Raw genomic sequence first — 26,458 nt, forward strand, 5'->3', positions numbered from 1 at the left:
TCAGCGGTCCGCCGGATGGACGACCAGCACCGGGCAGTGGGCGTGCTGTACCAGCGCGTTCGTGGTCGATCCCAACAGCAGCCCCGGGAAGCCGCCGCGACCGCGGTTGCCGACCACCACCAGTTGGGCTGTGCGCGACCAGATTCGGAGCTGGTCGGCGGGGGCCGACGGATAGACACGGCGGGTCACCCGAACCTCCGGGTACTTCTCCTGCCAGCCCGCCAGCCGTTCGGCGAGGATCGCCCACTCCCGATGTTCCAGTTCGGATTCGGGCACGGTCAGCCGATCGCCACCGGCGAAATCGCCGAAATTCCAGTCGCTCCAGGTGTGCACGGCGACCAGTTCGGCGCCGCGCTCGGCCGCCTCCCGGAAGGCCGCGGCGATGGCGGCTTCACTGACCGGACCGCCGTCGACTCCCACCACGACCGGGCCGGCGTCGTGGATCACGTTGTCCGCGTTCGGATCCGGGCGTACCACGACGACCGCGCCGTGTGCGTGCGCGGTGACGGCCAGCAGTGTCGAACCCAGATGCGCGATGCTCCCGGAGGTGCCGGTGGCACCCAGGACCGTCGCGTAGGCGTGGGCGCTCTCCTCGATGAGCAGGGCGGCGGGGCTCTGCGCGGTCAGCGCGACCGTGACCGCCAGGCTAGGGTCGCGCTGGCGCGCGATCGCTGCCGCGCGGTCGAGCAGGACGCGACCGCCCTCCCGGACCGCTTCGATCACCGGCGGAATGAGCACGTCGTAGCTACCGAAGACCGCGCTCATGCCCACGAGGTCGAGGCCGTGCACGAGACGCAGCGCGCGCTGCCGGGCGGCGGCGTAGTCGGCCGCCCATCCGACGGCGATGTCCGATCCCACCGAGCCGTCGACGCCGACCACCACCGCGGCCGAGGCGAGCTGATGCGGATCGTCGGGGTACTGGGCTGTCATGGCGATCTCCTGACTGTGCGATCGGCTCGCGGCCGGTGTGGCGGTCGGTGCGGTGCGGTGCGGCGGTCGGTGCGGTGCGGTGCGGCGGTGCGGTGCAGTGCTGCGGTCGGTGCAGTGCGGTGCTGCGGTCGGTGCGGTGCGGTGCGGCACCGAGGTCAGTGCGGCGACACCAGGTTCCTGGTGTCCAGCATGCGGACTCCGAACGCGCCGGTGACGGCCGCCATGGCCGCGGCCATGCCGAGGCCGCCGAGCAGCCCGATGCCGACGATCAGCGCGGTCGGCTGGCCGGGCTGCCACAGCGGGGTGGTGATGAGGGCGAACGCCGCGAGTCCCGCGATCCAGCCCACCGCATTGGCCCAGATCCACAGCGCCGCGCGCTCGGTCCGCTCGCGCAGCACGAACCATTGGGCCACGCCGATCGCGAACACCATCACCAAGGCTCCGACCGCGATCACCGGCGCCTGCACCGCGGGCGGCCATTCGGTGATGCGGTCGCCGTAGAGCACCGGCATCGCGCCGATCGTCCACGCCACCACCGCTCCCACCACGGTAGCCCGAACCCAGCGTCCGGTGGCGAAGTCGCGCAGCCACTTCCGCAGCACCAGGGACTGGAACGAACCGAGTACCGCACCCTCGACGACGGCGGCGAGCAGCAGACCCGCGACCACGACCGCGGGGGCGGCGTCGAGGAGCAGCGCGCCCGCGACGGCCGGGGCGACGAAACCCAGGAATTCACCGGCGGTCACGGTGGTGAACCACTGCCGCCACCGGCCGGTGTGATTCGGCTGGGATCGCGCCAGCTCGATCACCAGGTACGGATCGGTCGCCGACGTCCGCTGGCGCGGATGCTCGTGCAGGTAGTCCGCCTCGACCTCCTCGTGCTCGATCGTCCCGGGCGCGACCAGACGGCCGATTCCGGCGAGCCAGTCACCGTCGATGCGAATCGACACCGAATGCGGTGTACGGAAATTGCGCCACCAGTTCTTCGCGGCGGCATTGCCCACCCGGACGATCACGGTGTCGCCGGAACGCGCGTAGGACACCGGCAGCGCGATCCGCCGTCCCGATCGGCGGCCCAGGTAGCGCAGTTCCGCGACGGTGTGCCCCAGCCCCACGGGAAGTCGCAGCGCCATCAGCACCGCGGACGAACCCACACCCGAGGTCTCGTACTTCGTGGTCATCGCGACCTCCGCACCGCCGGCGAGGCGACGCCCGGTTCGTTCGCCCGGTGGCGCCGCGTCGAGGAATATCGTCGCTTCGATCGTGGCCCGCCACCGCTGTCCGCCGACAGGGTCCCCCGCCGCCTGCGGAGGTGACCATCGTCCTCGCGGGGCGGGCACGACGGCTCTCACCCACCGCGGAGGCGCTGACGCACGCTCGGGGAACCATGACAACCCATCCGAAAGAGGCGAACGACCATGTCCCATCAGAGTGATCCGCTCGCGCCCGCCGTGCACACCGCGCACGAATGGCTCAATGCCATCGCCGACGGGCTCGACACCTATGACAAGGCCTTCGCGCACCGTGCCATGCGTGCGTGGTTGCACACCGTGCGTGATCGCATCGGCGTCAACGCCGCCGCCCATCTGAGCGCGCAGCTGCCGGAACTGCTGCGCGGCATCTTCTACGAGGGCTGGATGCCCGCACATGTGCCGGTTTCGCACGACGTGGCGTCGTTCGTCACCCAATTCGCCCGGGAGGCGGGCGTTTCCCGCGACGAGGCGGCGGCGCTGGCCGGTGTGGTGACCGATTCCTTCGCCGGACTGTTCTCGCCCGGGCAGCTCGACCACGTGCTCGCCCAGCTCCCGGTGGCGCTGCGCCATGTGCTGCTCGGTGCGGACCTGTCGGGTGTGCTGGCGGGCGCGGCGGTGCTCACCCAGGGCGAGACCGACCGAGTGGACGAGTTGGAGGTGCGGGTGGCGGCACTGCGCGACGCGGTGGCGGTGCTGGCGCGCGGGCTGGAGGATTTGCCCGGCGGGCCGTCGCCGGAGGCCGCCCGCGCCGCCCAGCACGCCCACCGCATCCTGCTCGCCGAGGGGCTGAGCGACACCCGGCAGCAGCCGGTGTAGGGAGCGCGACAGCGCAGGCGGCCCGTGGTTCTCACCACGGGCCGCCGTCGTGTGGCGAGCCCCCCGGTGCGGCCGCGCCTTTCCACGTCCGCGCAAGTGGCCTCCCGTAGCCGCTACTCGAGGTGCCTATGCCGTCCGCCCTGATCGTCAGCGGCCCGGGGAACGGTTCAGTAGCCGATATCGCGACGGCGCAGACCGGCCAGAGCTGCCAGCATTCCGAGGCCGGTCAGGGCGAGGAGGGTGAGCAGCGGGCCGGGCCGGGGGTCGTCGAGCGGGACTCGGGGCAGGTGGGCGAAGGGGGTGGCCTGGTCGAACCAGGCCGGGAGATCGAAGGATTCGACGAAGAGGGTGGCGACCGCGCAGTAGGCGAAATAGCCCCACGAGACGGGAGTGGCCAGGCGCGGCAGCCAGCCGTAGGCGAGTGCGGCCACGGCCGCGACCAGCCAGGCGGCGGGCAGGTAGGTGAGTGCGGCGGCCGCCAGCCGCAGCGGTTCGGTGGCGGCCGAGGTGATCATGCCGTGGCTCAGTCCGACGCCGATCCCACCGGCGGCGAGCACCACGGCGCTGCCGATCAACGCCACGCTCAGATGACCCGCGAACCAGGTCGTCCGGCCGACCGGGGCGGCGAGCAACGGGTCGGCACGGCCCTCGGTTTCCTCGCCGCGCGCCCGCAGCACCGCCGTGACGGTGTAGGCGGCGGTCAGCAGGGCCAGCGTCGACAGGGACAGCGCCAGATACGAATCCACGGCGTCATCGGCACCGCCGGGCAGGAACGCGGCGATATCCGGATTGTCGGCGATGAACTCCTCGATGCTGTCCGCGAATGATCCATAGGCCAGTCCCAGCCCGAAAACACCTGTCACCCAGCCGATCAGCGCACCGCGCTGGAGCCGCCACGCCAGGCTCGCCGGGGATCGCAGGGCCGGGGACGCGGTCGCCCGCCCGGTGCCGTACGCGAACAGCCCGGAACCGAAATCGCGCCGGTCCAGCAGCCATACCGCCACCGCGAACAGGACCGCGGTCGCCGCCGCGAACAGCAGCAGCGGCCACCAGCGGTCCACCACGTAGGGATAGCTGCGCTGCCCCCATCCGATCGGTGAGAGCCACGACGCCGTGCCATTGCCCACGTCGCCCACCGCGCGCAGCACCCAGGCGGCGGCGAGGGCCAGCGACACGGCACCGTACACGCTGCGTGGATTCTCGAACATCTGCGCCGCCACCGCCGTGACCGCGGCGAAGGTCACCCCGGTCCCGGCCAGCACGGCCCCGAGCAGTAGCGAACCGCCCACCGGCAGGCCGGTCCCCACCGCGACGGCGCAGACGGCCACCGCCGCGACGGCGTTCGCCGCGACGGCCAGCAGCAGCGCCGCGACCAGTGCCGCGCGCCGACCGACCCGGGCGGAGCGAATCAGTTCGGCCCGACCGGTCTCCTCGTCGGTGCGGGTGTGGCGGCCGACCAGAAACATATTCATGAGCGCGATCACGATGGCGAGGTAGGTGAAGATCTCGAACAGCACCTCCCCGCCGATGGTGTCGAGCAGTCGCAGCGGCCCGCCCAGCGCCACCACGGCGGCATTGCCGCCCATGGTCCGCCGCAGCGCCTCCAGCTTCTCGGGCGTGTCGTAGAGGCGCTGGCTGCTCACCGACTGCAACGCCAGCAGCGCGCCGAGGCCGAATATCCACCAGGGCAGCGTGAATCGCTCCCGCCGCAGCGCGAAGCGCAGCAGGGTGCCCGCCCCCGCCGCCTGGGTGGGCCGCGTCTCCCGGGTCGTCCCGGTATCCGGGGCGGTCACGACGACGCCCGTACCGGCTCGGTCCGGCTGCCGTAGTGGCGCAGGAACAGTTCCTCCAGGGTCGGTGGCGCACTCTCCAGACTGCGCACCCCCAGCCAGGCCAGCGAGCGCAGAATGGCGTCGAGATGTTCCGGTTCCACGTCGAAGCGGGCGCGGGTGCCGTCGGCGACCAGGTTGTGCACGCCGGGTACCGAACCCAGTTCCGTTGTCGGGCGCACGGTTTCGACGGTGATGGTGGTGCGGGTCAGATGCCGCAGCTCGGCGAGGGTGCCGCTCTCGACGGTATGTCCGTCACGGATGATGCTCACCCGATCGCACAGCGCCTCGACCTCGCCGAGGATATGGCTCGACAGCAGCACGGTACTCCCCCGCCGCGTCAGATCCCGTACGCAGGAACGGAATTCGGCGTCCATCAGCGGGTCCAGGCCCGCGGTGGGTTCGTCCAGCAGATACAGTTCCGCCTCGCAGGCCAGCGCCGCCACCAGCGCGACCTTCTGCCGGTTGCCCTTGGAGTAGGCGCGGGCCTTCACCTTGGGGTCGAGCCGGAATCGCTCCAGCAGGTCGTCGCGGCGGCGGCGGTCCGCCCGTCCGCGCAGCCGGGCCAGCAGGTCGATGACCTCGCCGCCGGTGATGCCGGGCCACAGCGTCACCTCTCCGGGCACGTACGCCAGCCGGGCGTGCAGGGCCACCGCGTCCCGCCAGGGGTCGCCGTCCAACATCCGCACCGTCCCGGCGTCGGGCCGCAGCAATCCCAGCAGGATCCGGATGGTGGTCGTCTTCCCGGCCCCGTTGGGTCCGAGGAATCCGTGCACCTCTCCGGTGCGCACGGTGAGGTTCAGCTCGTCGAGCGCGCGTGTGCGGCCGAACGTCTTGGTCAGGCCGGTGATGGTGATCGCGTCGGTCATGGTCATCCCTTCTCCGCCAGGGGAATCCGTACGGTGCGGCCCGCGGCGAGCCGGTCGACCCGGCCGCGGCATTCGATCTCGATATCCGGTACGGCTCCCGGATCGGAGCGGACCTCGAGTTCGGTCGCGCCGACGCCGACGGTCATGCGGTGGCCCCGGTAGACGATCGGGAAGCTGAGCGTGCCCAGTTCCTTCGGCCACGCTGGGTCGAATATCAGTCGGCCGGAACGCAATTCCAGGCCGGTGAAGCAGCGTTGCAGTAGATCGACGCTGCCCGCCATGGCGCCCAGATGGATTCCCTCGGCGGTGGTGCCGCCCTGGATGTCGGCGATATCGGAGGACAGCACCCGATCGAAGAACTCCGCGGCCCGATCCCGGTGCGCGCGGGCCAGCACCCAGGCGTGCACCAGGGCGCTGAGGGTGGAGCCGTGGGAGGTGCGCGCCAGGTAGTAGTCGATGGTGCGCGGAATCATCTCCGGGGGCAGTTCGTAGCCGAGGTCGGCCAGCAGCGCCCGCAGCTCGTCGGCCGAGAGCAGATAGAACAGCATCAGCACATCGGCCTGTTTGGCCGCCCGGTAGCGGTTGACGTCGTCGCCCTCGGCCTCCAGCGCCCGGTCCAGGCGCTGGATATCGCCGTAGCGGGCCCAATCCAGTTCCGCGAGCCGGTCGTAGCCGTCGAACTGGCTGATCACCCCGTCGTGGAACGGCACGTACATGCGCCGGGTGAGGTCCTCCCAGATGCGCGGTTCACCGGGATCCACCCCGAGCGATTCCAGCAACCGCCCGCGCTCGCGCGGACCCAGCAGGGCCAGGGCATCGAGCGTGCGCCGGATGGTCCAGACCGCCATCACATTGATGTAGGCATTGTCGTCGATACCGTCCAGGGGCGCGTCCGGATACCCGGAGTGGAATTCGTCGGGCCCGATGACGCCGCGGACGCGATAGCGATTCCGCTCGGGGTCGTACCCCACCCGGCTCGCCCAGAACCGGGTGATCTCGACCAGCAGTTCGGCCCCGTACTCGGTGAGGAACTCCACGTCCCCGGTGGCCTCGTGGTACTCCCACACGGTGTAGGCGACCGCCAGCCCCGCGTGGTGGGCGCGCACGCTCGGATCCGGATTCCAGTGTCCCGATTCCGGATTCAGGTGCAGGCGCTGCGACTCCTCGCGCCCGTCGCTGCCGGACTGCCAGGGGAACAGCGCACCGGCCCAGCCGCCCGCCCGCGCCGCCCGCCGCGCCTCCGGCAGGCGGCGGTGGCGGTAGCGCAGCAGCGCGCGGGTGACCATGGGAAAGCGCACGGTGAGGACGGGGCAGATGAACATCTCGTCCCAGAACACGTGCCCGCGATACGCCTCGCCGTGCAGCCCGCGGGCGGGTACGCCCACGTCGAGATCGGCGGTGTGCGGGGACAGGGTTTGCAGTAGATGCATGAGGTGGAAGCGCACCAGGCGCACCCCGTGGTCGTGGCCGTCGAGGTCGAAACGCGCCCGCTCCCACAGGTGTTCCCAGGCCGTGTCGTGCTCGGCCAGCAACCGCGCGAAGTCGCCGCAGGCGGCCAGCTCCCGGGCGGCGGCCTCGGCCGGGGTGGCGATGGCGTGGTCGCGTCCGGTGTAGACGGTGGCCACCTTCTCCAGCGTCACCGAACCCCACTCGGCGGTGTCGACGGTGAACTCCTGGCCGACCACCCGCCCTTCGTCGATGAATCTCGTTGTCTCATAGCAGGTCTCGCCGGTGACACGGACCGTCGAGCGGGCGGCCACGGCGATCGGAATCTCGGAGCCGTTGGTGCGCACGGCGACCAGCACGGCATCCGGCGACAGCACGGCGGTGGTGACGGGCACCAGGTGGTCGCCCGACAGGGCGCGATAGCGATCCACCAGCGTGTTCCGCACGTCGGCGTCGATGACCGAGCGCAGGGTCACCGGCCCCGACCAGTTCTCGGCGGTGAGGGTGGTCTCCAGCGCGCAGATATGGGGTGCGTGCATGGCGGCGAAGCGGCGCTGCCGCACCGTGGTGATGCGTCCGGCCGCGTCGCGGTATCGGAAGCGCCGAATGAGAATCGCCCGGCGCAGGTCCAGTTGCTGGCGATAGGACAGCAGTTCGGCGTGGTCGACGTCGAACCAGTCGCCGTCGCCGATCCGGAAGGTGACCGGCAGCCAGTTGGGCAGATTCACCAGGCTCTCGTTGTCCACGGTGCGTCCGGCGATCTGGTCGAAGCGCCGGTTGTAGACGCCCGCGACATAGGTGCCGGGGTAGTGCCGTTCGCCCGCGGCACATTCCGGGGCGGCCCCGCGGGTGCCCAGATAGCCGTTGCCGACCGTGCACAACGCTTCGCGCAGCTTCTCCGCGGCCGGGTCGTAGCCCTCGAAGGTCAGCATCCACTGCTCCGAGGCGGACAGGTCGGGGTCGGTGCGCAGCCAGTCCGCCAATCGGTCCAGCAGGTCGCGCACCCGGCGTGGTCCGGCCACCGCGAAGCGCGCGGCGGTGTAGCGGTCCCCGCTCTCGGCGTGGCGGACCGCGATGCCGATACCGTCGGCCTCGATGGCGTCGAACGCGTCCTCGTCGGTCAGGTCGTCGCCCAGGTACACCGGCACGGCGGGCACGGCGAGCCGGTCCAGGATCCAGCGCAGCGCCCGGCCCTTGTCCCACTCCACATCGGGGCGCAGTTCGGTGACCTTGCGGCCGCCGGTGGCGCGCAGCCCCACCGCCCGTGCCACGTCGTGGGCGGCGCTCACCACCGCCGCGACCTGCTCGCGCGGCACCGTACGGTGGTGGACGGCGACGGTGAACCGTTTGGGCTCCACCAGCGCCCCGGGCACGTCGGCGAGCCGGTCGCGCAGCAACCGCGCCGCCTGTTCGACCACCGCCTCGGCATGGGGTGCCGCGCCGTGCACGTGCCGGGTGCCGTCCGGGGCCATCAGCTCGAAGCCGTGACTGCCCGCGTACCACAGCCCGTCCATCCCCACCCGGGTCCGCAGATCCTCCAGTGCGCGGCCGCTGACCACCGCGACCGGGCAGGTCGCCGCCAGTTCGGCCAGTATTGACCGCGCGCCCTCCACCGGTTGCGCGGCGGCCGGATCGGGCACGATATCGGAGAGTGTGCCGTCGAAGTCGAGCAGTACGGCGGCCTTGCCGGTATCCAGCAGATCGGTGATCCGCGACCACGACCGCAGCGCGTCCGGGAGTTCGGATACCCGGCGAAATCCGCTGCGCAGCAGCACGTCCGACGCGTCCGCCACCACGGTGTCCGCGCCCTGCTCGCGCAGCCGGTCGGCATGTCCGCCCCGGTCGACGCCGATCACCGATCCGAAGCCGCCTCGGCGACCGGCCGCCACTCCGGCCTCGGCATCCTCGAGCACCACCGTGCGCTCGGGCTCGACCCCGAGCCGGTACGCCGCCTCGAGCAGCATGGCCGGGTCGGGTTTGCCCGCCAGCCCGAGCCTTTCGGCCTCCAGGCCGTCGACCCGCACCTCGAACAGGTCGGCCAGCCCGGCCGCCGCCAGCACCTCGGCCGCATTGCGACTGGCGGAGAACACCGCCGTGCCGAGACCGGCGGCGTGCAGCCGTCGAATCAACGCCACCGTACCGTCGAAGACACGCACGCCGTCCCGCGCCACCCGTGCGAGGAACAGGCGATCCTTGCGGTTGCCGAGCCCGCATACGGTGTCGACGTCCCCCTGCTCCGACGGATCGCCCCACGGTAGCGAGATGTCCCGGGACGCAAGGAAATCGGCCACGCCGCGGTAGCGCGGTTTGCCGTCGACGTAGCGCAGGTAGTCGTCGTGGGTGAACGGGGTGAGCCGTTCACCCCGGGCACCGGCGCGCCGGGCGAGGAAGTCGTCGAAGAGCTCGGTCCAGGCCGCGGCGTGCATCGACGCGCTGTCGGTGACGACCCCGTCCATATCGAAGAGCACAGCGTCGTGGCGGCGCGCATCGATCAGCGCTGCGGTATCGGCGTACACACCTCCCAGGTTGGCTGGCGCGGGGATTGTCCAGCAAGAGAACAAAGTCCCCGCACCCTCGGGGGGTGCGGTACCCGGTGGTTCGGGACCTAGGACTCGTTACACCGTCGCCACGCGCGCCTACCGTGAGCGCTATGACCGTTCTGCCCACCGGCGTCACCATCGAGAAGGCCGTGCTGCTGGCCGGTCGTGCGCCGTCGCTGCACAACAGCCAGCCGTGGCGGTGGACCTTCGACGGGGCCGCGCTGCGCCTGTTCGCGGCTCCGGAGCGGCTGCTGCCCGCCACCGATCCGTGCCGCCGCCAGTTGCTGATCAGCTGCGGCGTCACGCTCGGCCACCTGCGTGTCGCCATGGCGGCGGCGGGGTGGCGCTGCACCGTGGCGCACTTCCCCGACCCGAACAATCACGATCACCTCGCCACCGTCACCTTCCGTCCCGCTCGGATCGTCACCGACGCCGATCGGGAACGGGCCGACGCCATCGTCCGGCGGCACACCGATCGGCTGCCGTTCGCCGCGCCGAGGAGATGGGACGAACTCGAGACCGTGCTACGCACGGTGGTAGATCCCGAGGACGCGGTCGTGAGCGTGCTCGGTCCGGAAAGTCGCGCCCGACTGGCGCACGCCTCCGGCCTCACCGCCGCCGTGCGCCGCTACGATGCCGGGTACCAGGCCGAATTACGCTGGTGGACCGGGCATTCCGCAGCGGCGGGCGGCGTGCCCCGGACAGCGCTGGCCAATCCGGAGGAGCAGGCGCGCGTGGGTATCGGCCGAGCCTTCCCCGCCGCCGCGACGGCCTCGCGCCGCGCCGAACTCGATACCGACCATGCGGCCGTCCTGGTGCTGTCCACCCTCGGCGACACACCCGAGGAACTGCTGCGCTGCGGTACCGCCCTCTCCACGGTGCTGCTGGAATGCACCGTCGCCGGATCGGCGACCTGTCCGCTGACCCACCTCACCGAGGATCCACGCGGCCGGGCCGTGGTCCGGGAACTCACCGGGCGGGGCGACCTGCCGCAGGTGCTGGTTCGGGTGGGTACGGCACCGGAGCCGGAATCGGAAACCGTCTCGGAGACCGAGACGGTCACGCCGCGCCGCCCCCTGGCCGACATCTTGGCCATGCCGAGATGAGCACGCCCGAGAAGGAGAGCCCGATGAAACACCGGGTCAGCATCTGCCGCACGCCCCCGCAAACCATGCTGTGCCTGCCGCGTGCGATCAGAGCGGACCGGGTGGGCACGGATATCGCGGAGGGAATGCGCGAACTGGTGACCACCGCGCAGCGCGCCGAACTCACCACCATCGGCGCGTCGACCATCACTTTCCGCGAGCCACCGGCCGCGGACGGCTCCACCGTCGTCGACTTCGGCGTCGTGGTGGAACCCGCGCCCAAACTCGGTCCCGCGTCGGGTGCGACGCTGCTGCTGGAACCGGACCGCATGGTGGCCCGGATCTGTTACCGCGGCGGCTACCGGGAGCTGGAAGCCGTGCACAGATCGCTGCGGGCGTGGTTGCGCGACAACGGTTATCGTGCGGCCGGACCCGCACGGGAAGCCTATCTCGTCGGCCCGGACGAGGTGTCCGACCCCCGGGAACTACTCACCGAGATCACCATCCCGGTCGTTCCCGCGCCGAGTATCGCGCTGCTGCTGGACGAACCGTTCGCGACGGCGCTCGACTGGACCCGGAAAGTACTGCGGGAGTACGACTTCGAAGTGGTCGGCGATCTCGATGTGCGGGCGCTGCTGCACGCTCGGCTGGGCGAGCCCGTCGAAGACTACACGATCCTCAGCGCCTGCCATCCGGGGCTGGCCCAACGGGCGTTGGCGGCCGACCGCGAGGCCGGACTGCTGCTGCCCTGCACCGTGGTGGTGCGCGCGGTCGAGGGCGGCACCCAGGTGGAAGTCGCCGATCCCGAGGTGCTGGCGGCCGCCCTGCCGCTGGCGGACCTGCTGCCGGTGGCCGCCGAGACCCGGCGGCTGCTCATCGCGGCGCTGACGGCGGCGCGCGAGACCGATCAGGTCACCACCAGTGCGGTGACCCCGAGGTAGATCACGATCGACAGCAGATCCTGGATCACGGTGGCCAGCGGCCCCGACCCGAACGCGGGGTCGATGCCCAGGCGCGACAGCGCCCACGGCAGCACCATGGCCACCACCGCCGCCACCGAACAGGCGGCCAGCAGCGCGATGGCCACGGCGGCGGAAACCTCCGCATCGCCCCAGACCGCCAGGGTGAACGCATACGATACGACCGCGACCAGCAGACCGATCACTGCGCCGGTCACGGTTTCACGCACCACGATCCCGCGGATGCCGACCCCCACCGACAACCCGCGGACCACCAACGCCACCGTCTGGGTGCCGACCGCGTCGGCCAGATACACCACGCCCGGAATGAAGAAGGCGATCAACACCTCCCGCTCGAGCTGCCCCCGAAACGCGTCGACCACGCCCGCGGCCAGCATCGCGCCCACGAAACCCACCGCGAGCCAGGGCAATCGGTGCCACAGTCGCCGGGCCACCGGCTCGGTGGTGGCCGTGCGCGCCGTGGATGTCGAGGCCAGATAGCCCGACAGCCGGGCCACGTCCTCATCGTGCTCCGCCAGCAGCAGTCCCAGCAGCCGTTGCGGCGGGATCACCCCGAGCCACCTGCCGTCCGCGTCGACGACGGCGAGGCCGGGCTCGTCGTGGCGCAGCGCCTCCCAGACCGCCGCTTCCTGATCGTGGTGCCCCGCCACCGTCGGCGGGTCCGTGTCCATCACCTCACCGACCGGGCTGTCCGGCGGCGCGGCGAGCAGCCGTTCGATGGTGACCAGTCCGGCAAGGTAGCCGTCCCGGCAGACCACCACCACCGCCGCACTGGCGAACCGCCGGCCCCGCATCCCCGCGAGCGCCGCCCGCACCGTCTCCGCCGGTTCGACGACCGGGACGTCCCGCGTCGCGTGCGCGGCCGCGGTATCGAGGACATCGGCGGCGATCATCCTGCTCTCCACAGCCGAACGCTAGCCCCCGGCACCCCCGCACGCCAGCGCTCGCCTCCTACCGCTCCCGCGCGCATACGCCCGACCGACTTCGCGCCCGCGAAAGGACCGCCGAAATACCTGCGGCCGCCTGCCTTTCGGCCCTGGGCCGCGAGTCGCGACCGGAGTGGAATCGAGCACGAGGAGGTTCGTCATGATTGTGGATACCGTTCTGGTGGCCTACGGATCCAAGCGCGGCGGCACCGCTGAGATCGCCGAGTGGATCGGTGACACGTTGCGCGCCGAACACGTCACCGCCGAGGTCCGATCCGCCGCCGAGGTGCGTTCCCTCGAACGCTACGGCGCGATCGTGCTGGGCGGGGCGCTGTACGCGGGCCGCTGGCATCGCCACGCCCGCGGCTTCGTCCGTCGCTTCCATCGCACCCTCCCGGACCATCCGGTATGGATGTTCGGCAGTGGGCCGCTGGATGATTCGGCCGACCGGGTGGACCCGGACGAGATCTTCGGCGCCCGTGCCGTCCGCAAGGCCGCCGCACGGGTGAACGCCCGCGGCTACACGATCTTCGGCGGGCGACTGCTCCCGGACGCACGCGGCTTCCCGGCGTCGGCGATGGCCAAGAACTCCGCCGGTGATTTCCGCGACCGTGCACGCATCCGAGCCTGGGCCGCCGCGATCGCCACCGACCTGTCCACACCGCCCGCGCGGTGAAGCCCACGTCGGCGGCAGCGGTGTTCGGGGTCGGTGCGGCGGTTCGGTTCGTCACGGCATTGGCGGGCGATACGGTGCGTGCGGTACGCAACGAGGCCGCCGGGCGACAGATCTGGGCGCGCGACGGTCGCGCCCACATCGAGGCCCGCGGGGTGCATCACGTCGACGCGCCCGCGGACTATCCCGCCGCACTGCGCAGCGCGGTGGGCGCACTCGACGGGGTGCGCTGGGTGGCGGTCAACGGGATCCTCGGCGACGTGATCGTCGACTTCGATCCCGAGCGGGTCAATGTGGCGCGTCTGAGCGAGACCGTCGCCCACGTGGAGCACGAGTACGCCATGACCGGTCGGCCTCGGGACAGACCGCTGCATCCGGCCAGCTTCGAACCGATCTTCGATGAATTGGTCGCGCTCGGCGGCGATCTGGCCGGAGCCGTGGTCGGACTGGTGGGACGGCTTGCACCCACGCTGTCTCTTCCGCCCGAGTCGATCGCCGCCGTGCACGCGGTCGATCTGATTCCCGGCTTGCGCACGGAACTCGACAGCCGATTCGGAGCGGTGCGGGTCGATGCCGTGCTGTCGCTGGCCGGTTCGGTCGTCTCGGCGGCCAGCCGCAATCCGCTCTCGGCGCTGGCCGATGCCGGGCTGCGCGCGGTGGAACTCCCCGCCGCCCTGGCCCGCCGCCACGCCTGGGAACGGCGGGCGGCAGAGCTCACCGCTACCGCCCGCGCGGCGGCCGCACAGGCACAGCCAGCACCCGACGCCCGTCCGACACCCCTGCCGCCGGGTCCCGTCCAGCGGTACGAGCGGAAAGCGGGTGCGGTCACGGTGAGTGCGGCGGCCCTGCTCCTTCCCGTCGCCGGGCTCACCCGCGCCGCACGGGCCATTGTGATCGGTGCGCCACGCGCCGCCGATATGGGTGCTGCCGCCTATACGGCCGCGCTCGCCCGCACCCTGTGCGATCGTGGTGTGCTGGTTCGTGATCCGGCCGCGCTGGCATTGCTCGACCGCATCGACACCGTGGTGATCGACGCGCAGGTGCTCGTCGACGCCGAGGGCAGACTCGATCCACTCACCGACGCGGTGATGGCCGCCGCCCACCGCGTCGGCCGCGTCGTCGTCGCACCCCGCAGTTCCGGGCTGGCCGAGCGAGTCGGCGCCGATGACAGTCTGGGCGGCGGACCCCACCTGGCCGCGTCGGTGCGGGAACTCCAGGCGCAGGGACATACGGTCGCCTTGATCGCGGGGCACAATGCCCCCGGATTGGCCGCCGCCGACTGCGCCATCGGCATCCTCACCGACGGCCGTACCCCACCGTGGGCGGCCGATATCCTGTGTGGCCCCGGCCTTTCCGAGGCATGGCTGCTGCTGCGCGGCTGCGGTGCGGCCGGAGGCAACAGCGCGCGTGGGGTGCGACTGGCCCTGCTCGGCTCGATATCCGGGGCGGTGCTGGGTCTGCTCGGCCCGCAACGCGGGGCCTGCCAGCGCGGCACCTTCCCGGTCGGACTGGCCGCGTTGGCGGCCGTCGCGACCGGCATCTGGTCGGTCGGCGCACTGGCCCGGCAAGCCCCACCCGCGCCGAGCGACAGCACGCCCTGGCATGCCATGCCCGTGGACGAGGCGCTCGCCGCCCTCGGCACCGGTCTGCCAGGATTGACCGATCAACAGGCGGCCCAGCGGCGCATCGCGCCCACGGATATCGCAGAACCCGCTGAAACCCTGTGGCGGGCAACACTGTCCGAACTCGACACCCCGCTCACCGCACCGCTGGCCGCGGGTGCGGGTGTGTCGGCGGCCAGCGGATCGGTGTTCGACGCCGGACTGGTCTTCCTCGTGATGATGGGCAACGCGCTGCTGGGCGCGGTGCAGCGGACGGCGGCCGGTCGCGCGGTGCGCCGCCTCGCCGAGATCGGTTCCCTGCAGGCCCGGCTGCGGCGACAGGAGCGGGAAAGCATCACGCCCGCCAGCGAACTCGTGGTCGGCGATATCGTGGTGCTGCGAGCGGGTGATGCCGTACCCGCCGACTGCCGCCTGCTCGACGCGGACCATCTCGAGGTGGACGAATCCAGTCTGACCGGTGAATCGCTGCCGGTGCCCAAGGATCCCGCACCCGTCGACGCCGCCGAGGTGGCCGACCGCGCCAGCATGCTGTACGCGGGCACCGATGTGGTGGCCGGCAGCGGCACCGCCGTGGTGGTGGCCGTCGGCACGGAGACCGAGACCGGCCGCAGCGGGCGGCTCGCCGACAGCGGCGAGTCCGCCAGCGGGGTCGCGGCCCGCCTCGACGACCTCACCCGGCTCTCCATGCGCGTCTCGGTGGGCGCGGCCACCGCCGTTCTCGGTATCGGGCTGCTGCGCGGACGGCTGTCCGCCGCTGTGGGTTCCGCGGTCGCGCTGGGGGTGGCCGCGGTGCCCGAGGGGCTGCCGTTCGTGGCGACCGTGGCCCAACTGGCGGCGGCGCGACGGCTGTCGACGCGCAATGTGCTGGTGCGCACGCCCCGCACCCTGGAAGCGCTGGGCCGCGTGGACACGGTCTGCTTCGACAAGACCGGCACGCTCACCGAGGGGCATATCCGCCTGCGCCGGGTCGGTGACGGCACGGTGGACGAGGCGGTCGACACGCTCACCGGTGCGCGACGCGACGTGCTGGCCGCCGCGCTGCGTGCCACCCCCGTCGGCCCGGAGGGGCAGCCCCTCCCGCATCCCACCGACCGCGCGGTGGTGCGGGGCGCGGCTGTCGCCGCTATCGAGCGAGACCATGCCGAGCCGGACTGGATCATGGTGCAGGAGTTGCCGTTCGAACCCGGTCGAGGGTTCCACGCGGTGCTCGGCCGCACCGACGGCCGCCACCTGCTCAGCGTGAAGGGCGCACCGGAGATCATCCTGCCGCGCTGTATCGGCCGCCGCCGCGGCGATACGGTCGCCCCGCTCACCGATGCCGACCTCGACGAATTGCGGGTCACCGTGGAACAGCTCGCCGAGCGGGGCTTCCGGGTGCTGGCGGTGGCCGAGCGCGCCGCTTCCCAGCGCGGCGAACTCGACAGCGACCGCATCGAACGCCTGGTGTTCGCCGGTCTGCTCTGCCTGGCCGACCCGGTGCGGCCCACCGCCGCCGTGGCGGTGCGCGATCTGCGCGCCGCGGGCGTGGACGCCGTCATGCTCACCGGTGACCATCCGCGCACCGCGCTCGGTATCGCCACCGAACTCGGGCTGCGCACCGGCGGCCGGGTCATCACCGGTGCGGAGGTCGAGACCCGAACCGAGGCCGAACTGGCCGAACTCGTCGCCGAGACAGCGGTATTCGCGCGCGTCTCACCGGTGCACAAGGCCGCCATCGTGGGCGCGCTGCGCCGTGCGGGTCACACCGTCGCGGTGACCGGCGACGGCGCCAACGACGCTCCGGCCATCCGATTGGCGGATGTCGGCATCGCGCTGGGCCCGCGCAGCACACCGGCCGCGAAACAGGCCGCCGATATCGTCGTCACCGACGAACACATCGAGACCATCGTGGACGCCGTCATCGAGAGCCGCGCCATGTGGCGTTCTGTGCGCGACAGCGTCTCCATGCTGGTCGGCGGCAATTTCGGCGAGATCGCCTTCACCGTCGGCTCGGCACTGCTGGACCGGAGTCCGGCGCTCAACGCCCGCCAGCTGCTGGCGGTCAATCTGCTCACGGACCTGCTGCCCGCCCTGGTGGTGGCCGCCCGTCCACCGCGCGGCATCACCCCGGCCATGCTGTTGTCCGAGGGGCCGGATTCGGCGGTAGGCACGGCATTGCGGCGCGATGTCACCGCCCGTGCGATGGCGACCGGTACCGCGGCCGCGGCCGGTTGGCTGACCGCGCGGCTGCTCTGCCCGCCCCGGCAGGCCGGGACCGTCGGGTTCGCCGCTCTGGTCGGCACCCAGTTGACCCAGACCGCCCGCGATTCGCACGGCGACCCCCTGGTGCTCGCGGCCGCCCTGGGTTCCGCCGCGGCGCTCTTCGCACTCGTTCAGTTTCCGCCGACCAGCTATTTCTTCGGCTGCCGCCCGCTCGGGCCGCTCGGGTGGGGTATCGCCACCGTGGCGAGTGTCGGCACCGCGGTCGCCGCCCACCGCCAACGTTGATCCAACGCCACGTCGGCACGCGGACCGAGCGGTCGATGCGCTGTCGCGCTCCCACGCGACCATCGTCCCCACATCCCGGGACCGTGGCCCCTACATCGGTCCGTTCGGCGCTGATCGAATGGACCGAACAGCTCGACGTAGAAGGAGAACCACCGTGACACGCAAAGGTATTCGTCGTGGAGGCCGGGTATGACGCCGAATCGGCGGACCCGGGCACTGTGGTTCGGCGTCGTCGCGGCCGCGATCGTCGGGCTGATCGACGCCGCGACCGGGCGCACCTGGGATCTGGTGACGGTATTCGGCATCATCGGGCTGCTCGGTGTGCTGGGGCTGGTGCGGTTCGGAGGTCGAGCCACGCTGTCCGTGCGGACCGATCTGGCGCGCTGGCTGGCACAGCGGGCCGCCGAGGGCGGGGAGCCCGTGCACCGGGTGACCGACCGCGCGGTCGCCGCGTACCGGGCGGGCATCGTCGGCGACGACGAGAGGCAGCCGTGACGCGCACGGCCGATCGCGGCGATGTCCGCGCCACGGCCGCCGATACGGTGCGGGTGCTCGATGGCAGCGGTGCGGGCGGGGAGGAGGTCGGCGGTAAGGCCGCCGCCTTCGACCGGCTGGTCAGGTGGGGAATTCCGGTGCCGGCCGCCGCCTGTGTCACCGCCGCCGCCTATCGAGCGGTCGCGCGACGGCCCGAGGTCGCGGCCGTGCTGGCGCGGCTGGCGGATGGCGAGCAGGTCGAGACCGCGGCCGTGGACGCGGCATTCCAGCAGGCCGGACTGCCCGGCGACATCGCCGCGGCGGTGCGCGATATCGTCGCGCGGATCGGCGACGGCCGACCGGTGGCCATTCGCTCGTCGGCGACGGTGGAGGATATGGCCGCGTCCTCGTTCGCCGGACAGTACGACTCGGTGCTGGATGTGGACCCGCACGACGGCGCAGCGGTGGAACACGCCGTGTTGACCGTGTTCTCGTCACTGCACCACCCGGCCCCGCGGGCCTACCGCGCCGCACTCGGCATTCCGGAGGACGGGGTGGCGATGGCCGCGCTCGTCATGCCGATGGTCCCGGCGCGGCGCAGCGGCGTGCTGTTCACCCAGGATCCGACCGCTCCGCCCGGAACCGTGCGCATCGAAACCGTCACCGGTCTCGCCGACGTGCTGGTCTCCGGTAAGCAGACGCCGCGGGTGCTGCGGCTCGACCACGGCACCGTACCCGCCGACGCCGCCCCCGAGATCGCCCCGCTGCTCGCCGCGGCGCGCGAGATCGAACGGCGCGCGGGCTGCCCGCAGGATGTGGAATGGGCGTGGGACGGCACCCGGATCTGGATCGTGCAGGCCCGGCCGATCACGGTGACCACCGCCGCGGACGATCCGTTCGACAGTCCGCCTCCGGATCCGGCCGACCGCGAACTGACCACCGCGGGCATCGCCGAGATGCTGCCCGGCGTCCTGCCGCCGCTGCGCTGGGAGGTGTGCTCCTTCCTGGTCGAGGAGGCGCTGCGCACCCTCCTGGACGGTCTCGGCGCACTGCCGGCCGCCACGCCGACCACCGCGCACGGGCTGCTGCGGCGGGTGCACGGCCGCGCCGCCCTGGACGCCGCCGCCACCGGCGTCGCCCAGGGCGTGTCCGGGTTGCCCACGCACTCCGGCGCGGCGGCGGTGCGCCACCGGCTGCGGGCCGCGGCGGTGCGTCGGCATGCCCGCTTCGACGCCGATGTGGCGATCCAGGCGAGCGGTGAGATCGATGCCCGCGCCAGGATTCTCGACTGTCTGCCGCCGCACGAGCTGCTGCGCTACCAGCTGGCGCTGATCGACCTCGCCACCCGCGCCATGGCCGCCGAGATCAGCGTGGCCGCCGACGCCGGGGCCATTCACACCGGGCTGCGGGCGGTGCTGCGCCGCTACGTCCCCGCGGAGCGGGCCCGGCGGCTCGCGCACGCCCTGGTGGTTCCGGAACGGGTCATCAGCGCGTCACCGCGGGCGTCGGCGGCGATCCCGGCCGGCCCCACCTGGTTGGAGCTGGGTCGAAAACCCCTCTCCCCCACCACGGTCGGTGACCGTGCCGCCGCCTTCGACCAGGTCATGACGACGCTCGAGCAGACCGAACGCTGGCCGAGTGCCGCGGTGCCGCGCTGGCTGCGCCACCGGCAGATCCAGCGGCTCGCCCACGAGGCCGCCGAACAGCTCGAACGCCGGGAGCGCGCCAAGAAGGCGATCCTGTTGCTGGGCGGGGAGATTCGGCGCGTGCACCTGGAGATCGGCCGCCGCCTCACCGCGCGCGGCACACTGGCCGAACCGGCGGAGGTGGAATTGCTGCGGGTGCGGGAACTGCGTCCCGCGCTCGTCGACGGCGCACCGCCCGCCCCGGCCACGCTCGCGCACCGTCGCCGCTGGCTGGCCCGCCAGGAACAGCGCGATCCGCTGCCGCAGCACTTCCGCGGCGTTCCCGGCCCCACCGCGACCGCGGTGCCGACCGGACGGCGACTCACCGGTTGGGCGGCGGGCAGCGGCCGATTCCGCGGCACCGCACGGCATCTCGACGCACCCGAGCAGTCGATCGGCACCGACGAGGTGCTGGTGGCGGTGACCACCGACCCGTCCTGGGCGCCGCTGCTCATGCGCTGCGGCGCGATGGTCATCGAACAGGGCGGCCCGCTCTCGCACGCGGCGATCCTGGCCCGCGAGTTCGGTGTACCCGCCGTCTTCAACCTGCCCGGTGCGGCGCGCGCCCTCGACGGCCGCCCGGTGGAGGTCGACGGCGACACCGGCATCGTGACCCTGCTCGACGAAGGACCCCCCGATGCGCACCCACGCTGACGACCGCCGCCGCGCCGAACTGTTCGGCGGCACCGGCTCCCACATCTTCGTCCCCGCCATCATGGGTGTGGGACTGCTGTTCTGGCTCGCCAGTGAACTCCGCGAACTCGTGCGCACCAGCGGCGATGCCTCGCGGGCCAAGCGCGCGGGCATCGACGGGCACGCCGTCGCCCGCTTCACCATGGGCCCCGGCACCCCGGATTCGGCCGCGCGCCGCGGTCTGCGCCCGCGTCCGGTGTATCTGCTGATCGCGATCACGCTGCTGGGCGGGGCGCTGTACGTGACCATCGGTTCGATCGCCAACTTCTTCCAGCAGCCCGGGTGGGTGGCCGATATCGCCTGGCTGCTGATCGTCTCGCTCGCGGTGGCGGGCGCGGCGGTGTACTACGGCGTGATCGCGGCGATCGTCTTCGCCCGCTATCCGCGCCCGCCCGCCCGGTGGAGCCGGGCACTCACCAATTCGCTGCTGACCACCCGGCCGGTGGACGGTGACGAGTGGCTGGGGCGCCCCGGCTGGCGTCTCGGCGCGGGCTTTATGGCCGCCACGGCCGCGGCGGCGCTGCTCTCGCTCATCCTCGGCGCGTCCCCGTACGTGGTCGAGGGATTCGACGCCTACGTCGAGAACTGGTTCGCTGGACTGTCGATCCCGTTCTGGACCGACTTCACCGATCGGGCCTTCGCCACCCCGACGGTCCTGGTGTATGTCGTCCTGGTCGGCTTGGCGGCCATGCGCTGCCGCGCCCTGGCGGTGGCCTACGCCGCCGCGACCGGTTTCGGTCTGCTCGCCAGCGTGACCTTGCGCGTCCTCGTCGACCGGCCGCGCCCGCTGGACGGACCGATGGCCGGAGCACTGGATTCGTATCCCTCTGGGCATGTGATCCAGGCGGTGATCGTGGCCGGACTGGTGCCGCTCGCGGTGGCGACGCTGCTCGATCGGCGCGGCGTCGTCACACCGCTCACGCTGATCTTCGGCACGGTCGCCGTCGGCGCGGCGGTGAGCCGGGTCGCCGACGGCTGGCATTGGCCCACCGATGTGCTGGGCGGCGCGGCCGTCGGTCTGGCGCTGGTGTTCGGGGCGCGCTGGCTGATCGCCATGCCGCGCGCCCACGTGGCCTGCCGGGGCTGTCCGTGGTCGCCGGTGCAGCATCGGCACCCACCGCGCGGAGTCGTTCACCTGACCATGCCCGCCGCCTCGGTGGTCCGCATGCTCGCGCACGTCTCGGCCGCGGCCGTGGCGGTGACGCTGGCCGTGCTCACCGTGACCGTCGGCATACCGGCCAGCGAGGAGGGTTTCGTCTTCGGCTCGGCCGTCGAGAAGCCCGCGCAGCTGGCACTCGCGGGCGTGGTGTCGGTGGGAGCGTTGCTCGCGTGGCGGTGGGAGGCGATCGGCGCGGTGCTCATCGCCTTCGCGGCCACCTGTCTGGGTATCTTCGCCGCCATCGAGTACCAGCCGAGCTACGCCATGGCGTTGACGGCCGGGGCCATGGTACCCGCCGTGCTGCTGTGGCTGAGCTGGCAGCATCGGCGCACCGCCGGGGAGCTGGTGGCGCTCGCGCTGGTCACCGTGCTGCTGTTGGCGACCACCTGGTTCGGGGCGAATCGGGTGTACGCCATCCAGTTCGGGCCGACGCATCCGGACAGTTCCGCGCCCGCGCTGGCGGTGGACCGGGTGGACTGGGTGTGGTCGGGTGCGCTGCGCGCGGACGGCATCGCCGTCACCGCACGCCTGGCCGACGGATATCGGACGGCCGGGCTGCGGATCACCGCCGCGGACGGCTCCGGGACCGTCGACACCGCGGCCGTGGCCGCGGGGGCACACCGCGTCGTGCGCATGGATGCCGCGGGGCTACGACCCGATACGTCCTACCGGTACACGGTGGTGGTGGACGGCGAACCCGACACCTCCCGTGGCACAGGCCGTTTCACCACGCCGTCGGTGGGCCCGATGTCATTCCGGTTCACCGCCGGGGCCTGCGCCCGGGTGGGCTCCAACGGCGCCGTGTTCGACGCGCTCAACGCCGAGAATCCGCTGTTCCACCTCGCTCTCGGCGATCTGCACTACGGAAATATCGAAAGCACCGAAACCGGACCGTTCTTCGACGCCTATGACCGGCTGCTCACCCAACCGGGCCAGGCCGCCTTCTACCGCAGCGCCCCGATCGCCTACGTCTGGGACGACCACGACTACGGGCCCAACGACGCCGGAGCCGAGGCCCCCGGCCGCGACGCCGCCCGCACGGCCTTCGGCACCACGGTCCCGCACTACGCGTTCCCGTCCCCCGGCGGCACCATCAACCAGGCGTTCACGCTGGGGCGCGTCCGTTTCCTCCTCACCGACACCCGTTCCGCGGAAACCGACACCACCATGCTCGGCGCCGAACAACTGGCCTGGCTCATCGACGAGATCGTGCGGTCCAGCCGCACCCACGCCCTGGTGGTGTGGGGCAATTCGATGCCGTGGATCGGCGCCGCCGAACCCGGATCCGACAGTTGGGCCGGACATCCGGACGAGCGAGCCCGCATCGCCGACGCCATCGCGGCCGCCGGGGTGCGCAATCTGCTCATGGTGGCGGGTGACGCCCATATGGTCGCCATCGACGACGGCACCAACAGCGACTACTCGACGACGGCCGGTCACGGTTTCCCGGTCCTGCACGCCGCGGCCCTGGACCGGCCCGGCAATGTGAAGGGCGGGCCCTACAGCGAGGGCGCGTACCCGGGCGGCGGGCAGTACGGGGTGGTGGACGTCGCCGACGACGGCCGCACGGTGACCGTCACGCTCACGGGGAAGCGTTGGGATGGAACGGTTCTGGTCGACTACGAGTTCACGGTGAGCGCTGGCGCGGCGTAGCGGGTGGAACCGCGACGGGCAGATGCGGCGCCGTCCGCGTCGCTGTGGGTCCGCGCCGTACAAGGTCCCCCGACGTTGTGGCTGGGCGGCATGGTGGGGCCGCGCCGCTCAGGGCGCGATGAGGCGTACTCCGGAGACCAGGGTGGGTTCGATGATGATCACGGTATCCATGACGCGGTCGACCCACGGGCGTAGCAGCCGCTCGTAGCGTTCGATTCGATCCGGATCGGTGAGGACGCGGGCGAAACCGGTGACGACGACGGACCAGCCCGCGCGGCGAATCGGATCGATGTCGTCGGCCTCGAAGGCGACGACCGTGTTCTGGCGGGCGCGCACGGTGGCGCTCAGGCCGGAGTCGACCCGGGTGCGCAGCACCACGATCTCCCCGTCACCGACCAGATGGTTGACCGGGCGAATGGCGGGCAGCGCATTGCGGGTGAACACCACACGGCCGAACGGCACCGAGGCGAGCAGACTCATCGCCTCGGCTCGGTCCAACTCCACCAACTGGTGTTCCTGCTCGGTGGAAAACACGCGGCGGTCGCCTCCCTGTTACCTCTACTCGTCAACAGTCATCCATCACACCAACCGCCGCGAGTTCGCGACAGGGGAAAAAGTCCTCTCCGCACAGTTCGAGACCCGACTCACGCACCACGTCCCATTCGGTCGAGCACGATGACCGGAACAACGCCTCGACCTCGTCGTCGCGACACCCGATCATCCGAACGACGCCGTTGTCGTCCGCCTCGCCCGAGGCACCGGATCGATCCTTCGCATATCTCAATGGTCCGCCGGTCGCCCGGCTCGCCGTAGGAGCGATGGTCACCGGCGGCGCCGCCCTTCGGCGACGCTTCGGACCGGTCGCGTCCTCGCCGGGTGGGGACCTTGGTCCCATCGCGAGCGGACGACGATCAGACCGGGCTGGGGCTGTGCCGACGCACCCGCGCCAGCAGGGTCCGGAACTCCGCTTCGACGGCCTCCGCCAGCACGGAGAGGTCCGCGGTGCTGTCGTAGTCGCCGGTGATGCCGAAGTTCAGCTGGTCGTCGTAGCTGAGAATGGCGATGCCGGTGCGCACGCGCAGCGCGATCGGCACCGCGGGCAGCAGTTCCAGGACCCGCCTGCCGTACATGGTCAGCGGCCGACGCGGACCGGGCACATTGGTCGCGACCGCACCCACTCCGCGCTGGGGCAGATGTCCGAGCAGTCGCACGCCCCAGGCGACGGGCGCGAAGGGCAGCCAGTCCGCCAGCGCCAGCAGCGACTTCTCGGCGTGCGGCGCACCGCTGGCCTTGTGTCGCGCGAGGTGTTCGTGAATGGTGGTCAACCGTTGCACCGGATCGGCGAGATCGAGCGGAAGCAGCGGCAGCATGGCCGACACCCGGTTGTCGGGAACGTATTTGGCGGTGTCGGGGCGCATGGAGACCGGCACCAGGACGCGCAGTGTCTGCGCGGTGGGCTGTTCGCCCCGGCGCAGCAGCAGGGTGCGGTAGGCGGCGGTGACCGCGGCCAGCACCACATCGTTGACGGTCGCGCCGAATGCCGCGCCGATCTCGCGGGCCTCGCTCAGCCTGGTGCGGGCGATGGCGTAGCGGCGCTGGCGGCCGATGGCCCCGATCAGCGACGACGGCGGCGCGGGCGTGACGGCGGCGTAGGCCACCGGAAGCAGACCGGTCACCAGGCCGAGCAGCTGCCCGGGCAGCTCCAACGGCAGTCGCGCACCCTGGCGCAGGGCGTCGATCCAGCTCGCACCGGCGGACTCGGCGGCCGTCGCCGCCGATCCAGCGGGCTCGGCGGCCGCGGGCGCGCCCGGCTCCGAGGCGGCCGTCTCGTCGCACAGGCTCTCGAACAGCGATACGCCCGAAACCCCGTCCACCAGGCTGTGATGCGCCTTGATGAGCAGGGCCCAGCGCTCGTTAGCCAGCCGTTCCACCACGACGCACTGCCACAGCGGGTGATCGCGGTCGAGCCGCTCCGCCAATTCGGTCGCGACGAATTCGCACAGGGCCGCGTCATCCCCCGGATCCGGCAGCGCGGTCCATCGGATATGGTGCGCCACATCGAAATCCGGGTCGTCCTCCCAGACGGGGGCGACCAGGTCGAGGGGTCCGCGCCGGACCCGCTGCCGCAACCGCGGCTGCCTCGCCAGCCGACCCGTGATGGCCGCGACGACTTCCGTACGCGTCGGCGGCGGACCCGAGAGGATCGCCACCGCGCCGATACCGAGGCTGACATGCCGGTCGGCGTCCTCGAGCTCCATGAAACTGGAATCCAGCGGGTGTAGTTCGGTCATCGTGCGGGCCTGTCCTGCGAAGTGGGCCACCGGTTTTCCGGCATAGTCCAGCGTCGCGCAGTCAGTCACCGCGCACACGGGTCGAACGCAGGACATCGTGGGGACCTTCGTCCATCCCCGCGCCCGCGGTGAGCTCCCGATACAGGTCCAGAATGCGGCAGCGCGACCCCGGCTGCGAGCCCGGCGTCCCCAATGCCGCTGTGGCCGCCGCGATTCCGAGCCGCACCGCGTCATCGAGTCGATAGCCGCGAACCAGACCGACGGTGGTGCCGCCCACCATGGCGTCACCGGCCCCGATACCGCTGCGCACGCCCACCTGTATCGGCGCGTACCACCGCTCGGTATCCCGGGTGACCGCGAACGCGCCCGACGCGCCCAGCGATACCAGCACGATCTCGCTGACGCCGCTGTCCACGAGGCCGCGTGCCGCCGCCACCTGGTCGGCGCGCCCGATGAGCGGGCGTCCGACATGGTCGGACAGTTCCCGCACACTCGGTTTCATCAGATGCACGCCGCCGCGCATCGCCCGCAGCGGCGCGCCCGAGGTGTCGAGCACCAGGCGCACGTCGAGATCGGACAGGATATCGGCGAGCCACTGGTAGAAGTCGGCCGGAACGCCCGGCGGCAGCGTGCCGCTGGCAATGACGTAGCGGGCATTGCGGGCCAGCTTCTCCACCGCCGCCAGGCAGCGGTGCTGTTCGCGGTTGGTCAGGCGGGGCCCGGGGAATACGAAACGGTACTGCTCGCGCGTGTTCTCGTCGGTGACGGCGAGATTCTCCCGGGTGTGTCCGGCCACCGGAACCTTCCGGTAGGCGACTCCGGCGTCGCGCACCAGTTCCTCGAACTGCGCACCCGCCGGGCCACCCGTCGGGAAGACGGCGGTGACCGGCACATCCAGCGCCGCGACCGTGCGCGCGGCGTTGACGCCGCCGCCACCGGGATCGAATCGCGGTGGCGTACAGCGCATCTTGTCGGTCGCCACGAGACGTTCGGTGCCGGTCGCGATATCGATCGCGGGGTTCATCGTCAGCGTGACGACCGACATGG

18 protein-coding genes are annotated in these 26,458 nt (G+C 71.8%); 8 read left to right on the forward strand and 10 right to left on the reverse strand.

What is annotated here, in order from left to right:
* The gene (locus tag QJS31_RS00815) at positions 1-930 is read right to left on the reverse strand and encodes a universal stress protein (RefSeq protein WP_306355714.1); all 930 of its coding nucleotides are present in this window, start codon (positions 928-930) and stop codon (positions 1-3) included.
* 155 nt (positions 931-1,085) lie between these two features.
* Positions 1,086-2,111 carry a hypothetical protein gene (locus tag QJS31_RS00820; RefSeq protein ID WP_306355715.1) on the reverse strand — a complete coding sequence of 342 codons (1,026 nt, stop codon included), beginning with the start codon at positions 2,109-2,111 and terminating at the stop codon, positions 1,086-1,088.
* Positions 2,112-2,348: 237 nt separating this feature from the next.
* On the opposite strand from QJS31_RS00820, the gene QJS31_RS00825 reads away from it, so the two are divergent.
* Positions 2,349-2,999 carry a DUF2267 domain-containing protein gene (locus QJS31_RS00825; RefSeq protein ID WP_306355716.1) on the forward strand — a complete coding sequence of 217 codons (651 nt, stop codon included), beginning with the start codon at positions 2,349-2,351 and terminating at the stop codon, positions 2,997-2,999.
* A 167-nt stretch (positions 3,000-3,166) separates the two neighbouring features.
* Here QJS31_RS00825 and QJS31_RS00830 read toward each other — a convergent pair whose 3' ends face one another.
* From QJS31_RS00830 to otsB, 3 genes are read right to left on the reverse strand one after another with little or no spacing between them, the layout of a single operon-like run.
* Positions 3,167-4,792: an ABC transporter permease gene (locus tag QJS31_RS00830; protein WP_282781771.1), complete on the reverse strand. Its 1,626-nt coding sequence runs from the start codon at positions 4,790-4,792 to the stop codon at positions 3,167-3,169.
* Complete coding sequence (locus QJS31_RS00835; RefSeq protein ID WP_282781773.1) at positions 4,789-5,697, reverse strand: ABC transporter ATP-binding protein; 909 nt, start codon at positions 5,695-5,697, stop codon at positions 4,789-4,791. Before QJS31_RS00835 ends, QJS31_RS00830 begins: the two co-directional genes overlap by 4 nt.
* A 2-nt stretch (positions 5,698-5,699) precedes the next feature.
* Complete coding sequence (gene otsB, locus QJS31_RS00840) at positions 5,700-9,659, reverse strand: trehalose-phosphatase (protein ID WP_306355717.1); 3,960 nt, start codon at positions 9,657-9,659, stop codon at positions 5,700-5,702.
* Between the two features lie 134 nt (positions 9,660-9,793).
* Between otsB and QJS31_RS00845 the strand changes: the two genes are divergently transcribed.
* Complete coding sequence (locus tag QJS31_RS00845) at positions 9,794-10,789, forward strand: NAD(P)H nitroreductase (RefSeq protein WP_306355718.1); 996 nt, start codon at positions 9,794-9,796, stop codon at positions 10,787-10,789.
* Positions 10,790-10,812: 23 nt separating this feature from the next.
* Positions 10,813-11,709 carry a DUF302 domain-containing protein gene (locus QJS31_RS00850; RefSeq protein ID WP_306355719.1) on the forward strand — a complete coding sequence of 299 codons (897 nt, stop codon included), beginning with the start codon at positions 10,813-10,815 and terminating at the stop codon, positions 11,707-11,709.
* On the opposite strand, the gene QJS31_RS00855 is transcribed toward QJS31_RS00850, so the two are convergent.
* On the reverse strand, positions 11,676-12,653 hold the full coding sequence (locus QJS31_RS00855; protein WP_282781763.1) for a magnesium transporter: 978 nt from the start codon (positions 12,651-12,653) through the stop codon (positions 11,676-11,678). The two genes, QJS31_RS00850 and QJS31_RS00855, sit on opposite strands and share 34 nt — an antisense overlap.
* A 181-nt stretch (positions 12,654-12,834) precedes the next feature.
* On the opposite strand from QJS31_RS00855, the gene QJS31_RS00860 reads away from it, so the two are divergent.
* From QJS31_RS00860 to QJS31_RS00880, 5 genes are all read left to right on the forward strand, one after another.
* On the forward strand, positions 12,835-13,350 hold the full coding sequence (locus QJS31_RS00860; protein ID WP_306355720.1) for a flavodoxin domain-containing protein: 516 nt from the start codon (positions 12,835-12,837) through the stop codon (positions 13,348-13,350).
* A complete protein-coding gene (locus QJS31_RS00865; RefSeq protein ID WP_282781759.1) occupies positions 13,347-17,456 on the forward strand; it encodes an HAD-IC family P-type ATPase in 4,110 nt (1,369 codons plus the stop codon). The genes QJS31_RS00860 and QJS31_RS00865 overlap by 4 nt, the downstream gene beginning before the upstream one ends.
* 189 nt (positions 17,457-17,645) lie before the next feature.
* A complete protein-coding gene (locus tag QJS31_RS00870) occupies positions 17,646-17,951 on the forward strand; it encodes a hypothetical protein (protein WP_282781757.1) in 306 nt (101 codons plus the stop codon).
* Entirely contained in the window at positions 17,948-20,269 is a 2,322-nt protein-coding gene (locus tag QJS31_RS00875) for a PEP/pyruvate-binding domain-containing protein (protein ID WP_306355721.1), read from the forward strand. The genes QJS31_RS00870 and QJS31_RS00875 overlap by 4 nt, the downstream gene beginning before the upstream one ends.
* Positions 20,253-23,120: an alkaline phosphatase D family protein gene (locus tag QJS31_RS00880; RefSeq protein WP_306355722.1), complete on the forward strand. Its 2,868-nt coding sequence runs from the start codon at positions 20,253-20,255 to the stop codon at positions 23,118-23,120. The genes QJS31_RS00875 and QJS31_RS00880 overlap by 17 nt, the downstream gene beginning before the upstream one ends.
* Positions 23,121-23,228: 108 nt before the next feature.
* Here the strand turns inward: QJS31_RS00880 and QJS31_RS00885 are convergent, their stop codons facing one another.
* The 4 genes from QJS31_RS00885 to QJS31_RS00900 form a co-directional block, all read right to left on the reverse strand.
* Entirely contained in the window at positions 23,229-23,654 is a 426-nt protein-coding gene (locus QJS31_RS00885; protein WP_282783155.1) for a pyridoxamine 5'-phosphate oxidase family protein, read from the reverse strand.
* 31 nt (positions 23,655-23,685) lie between these two features.
* Positions 23,686-23,946, reverse strand: a complete 261-nt coding sequence (locus QJS31_RS00890) for a hypothetical protein (protein ID WP_282783153.1) — start codon at positions 23,944-23,946, stop codon at positions 23,686-23,688.
* Between the two features lie 85 nt (positions 23,947-24,031).
* A complete protein-coding gene (locus tag QJS31_RS00895) occupies positions 24,032-25,411 on the reverse strand; it encodes a wax ester/triacylglycerol synthase family O-acyltransferase (protein WP_306355723.1) in 1,380 nt (459 codons plus the stop codon).
* A 61-nt stretch (positions 25,412-25,472) separates the two neighbouring features.
* The gene (locus QJS31_RS00900; protein WP_282783149.1) at positions 25,473-26,456 is read right to left on the reverse strand and encodes a 1-phosphofructokinase family hexose kinase; all 984 of its coding nucleotides are present in this window, start codon (positions 26,454-26,456) and stop codon (positions 25,473-25,475) included.
* Positions 26,457-26,458 lie beyond the last annotated feature (2 nt).

The organism is Nocardia sp. CC213A, from assembly GCF_030766805.1.
GTDB lineage: Bacteria > Actinomycetota > Actinomycetes > Mycobacteriales > Mycobacteriaceae > Nocardia > Nocardia otitidiscaviarum.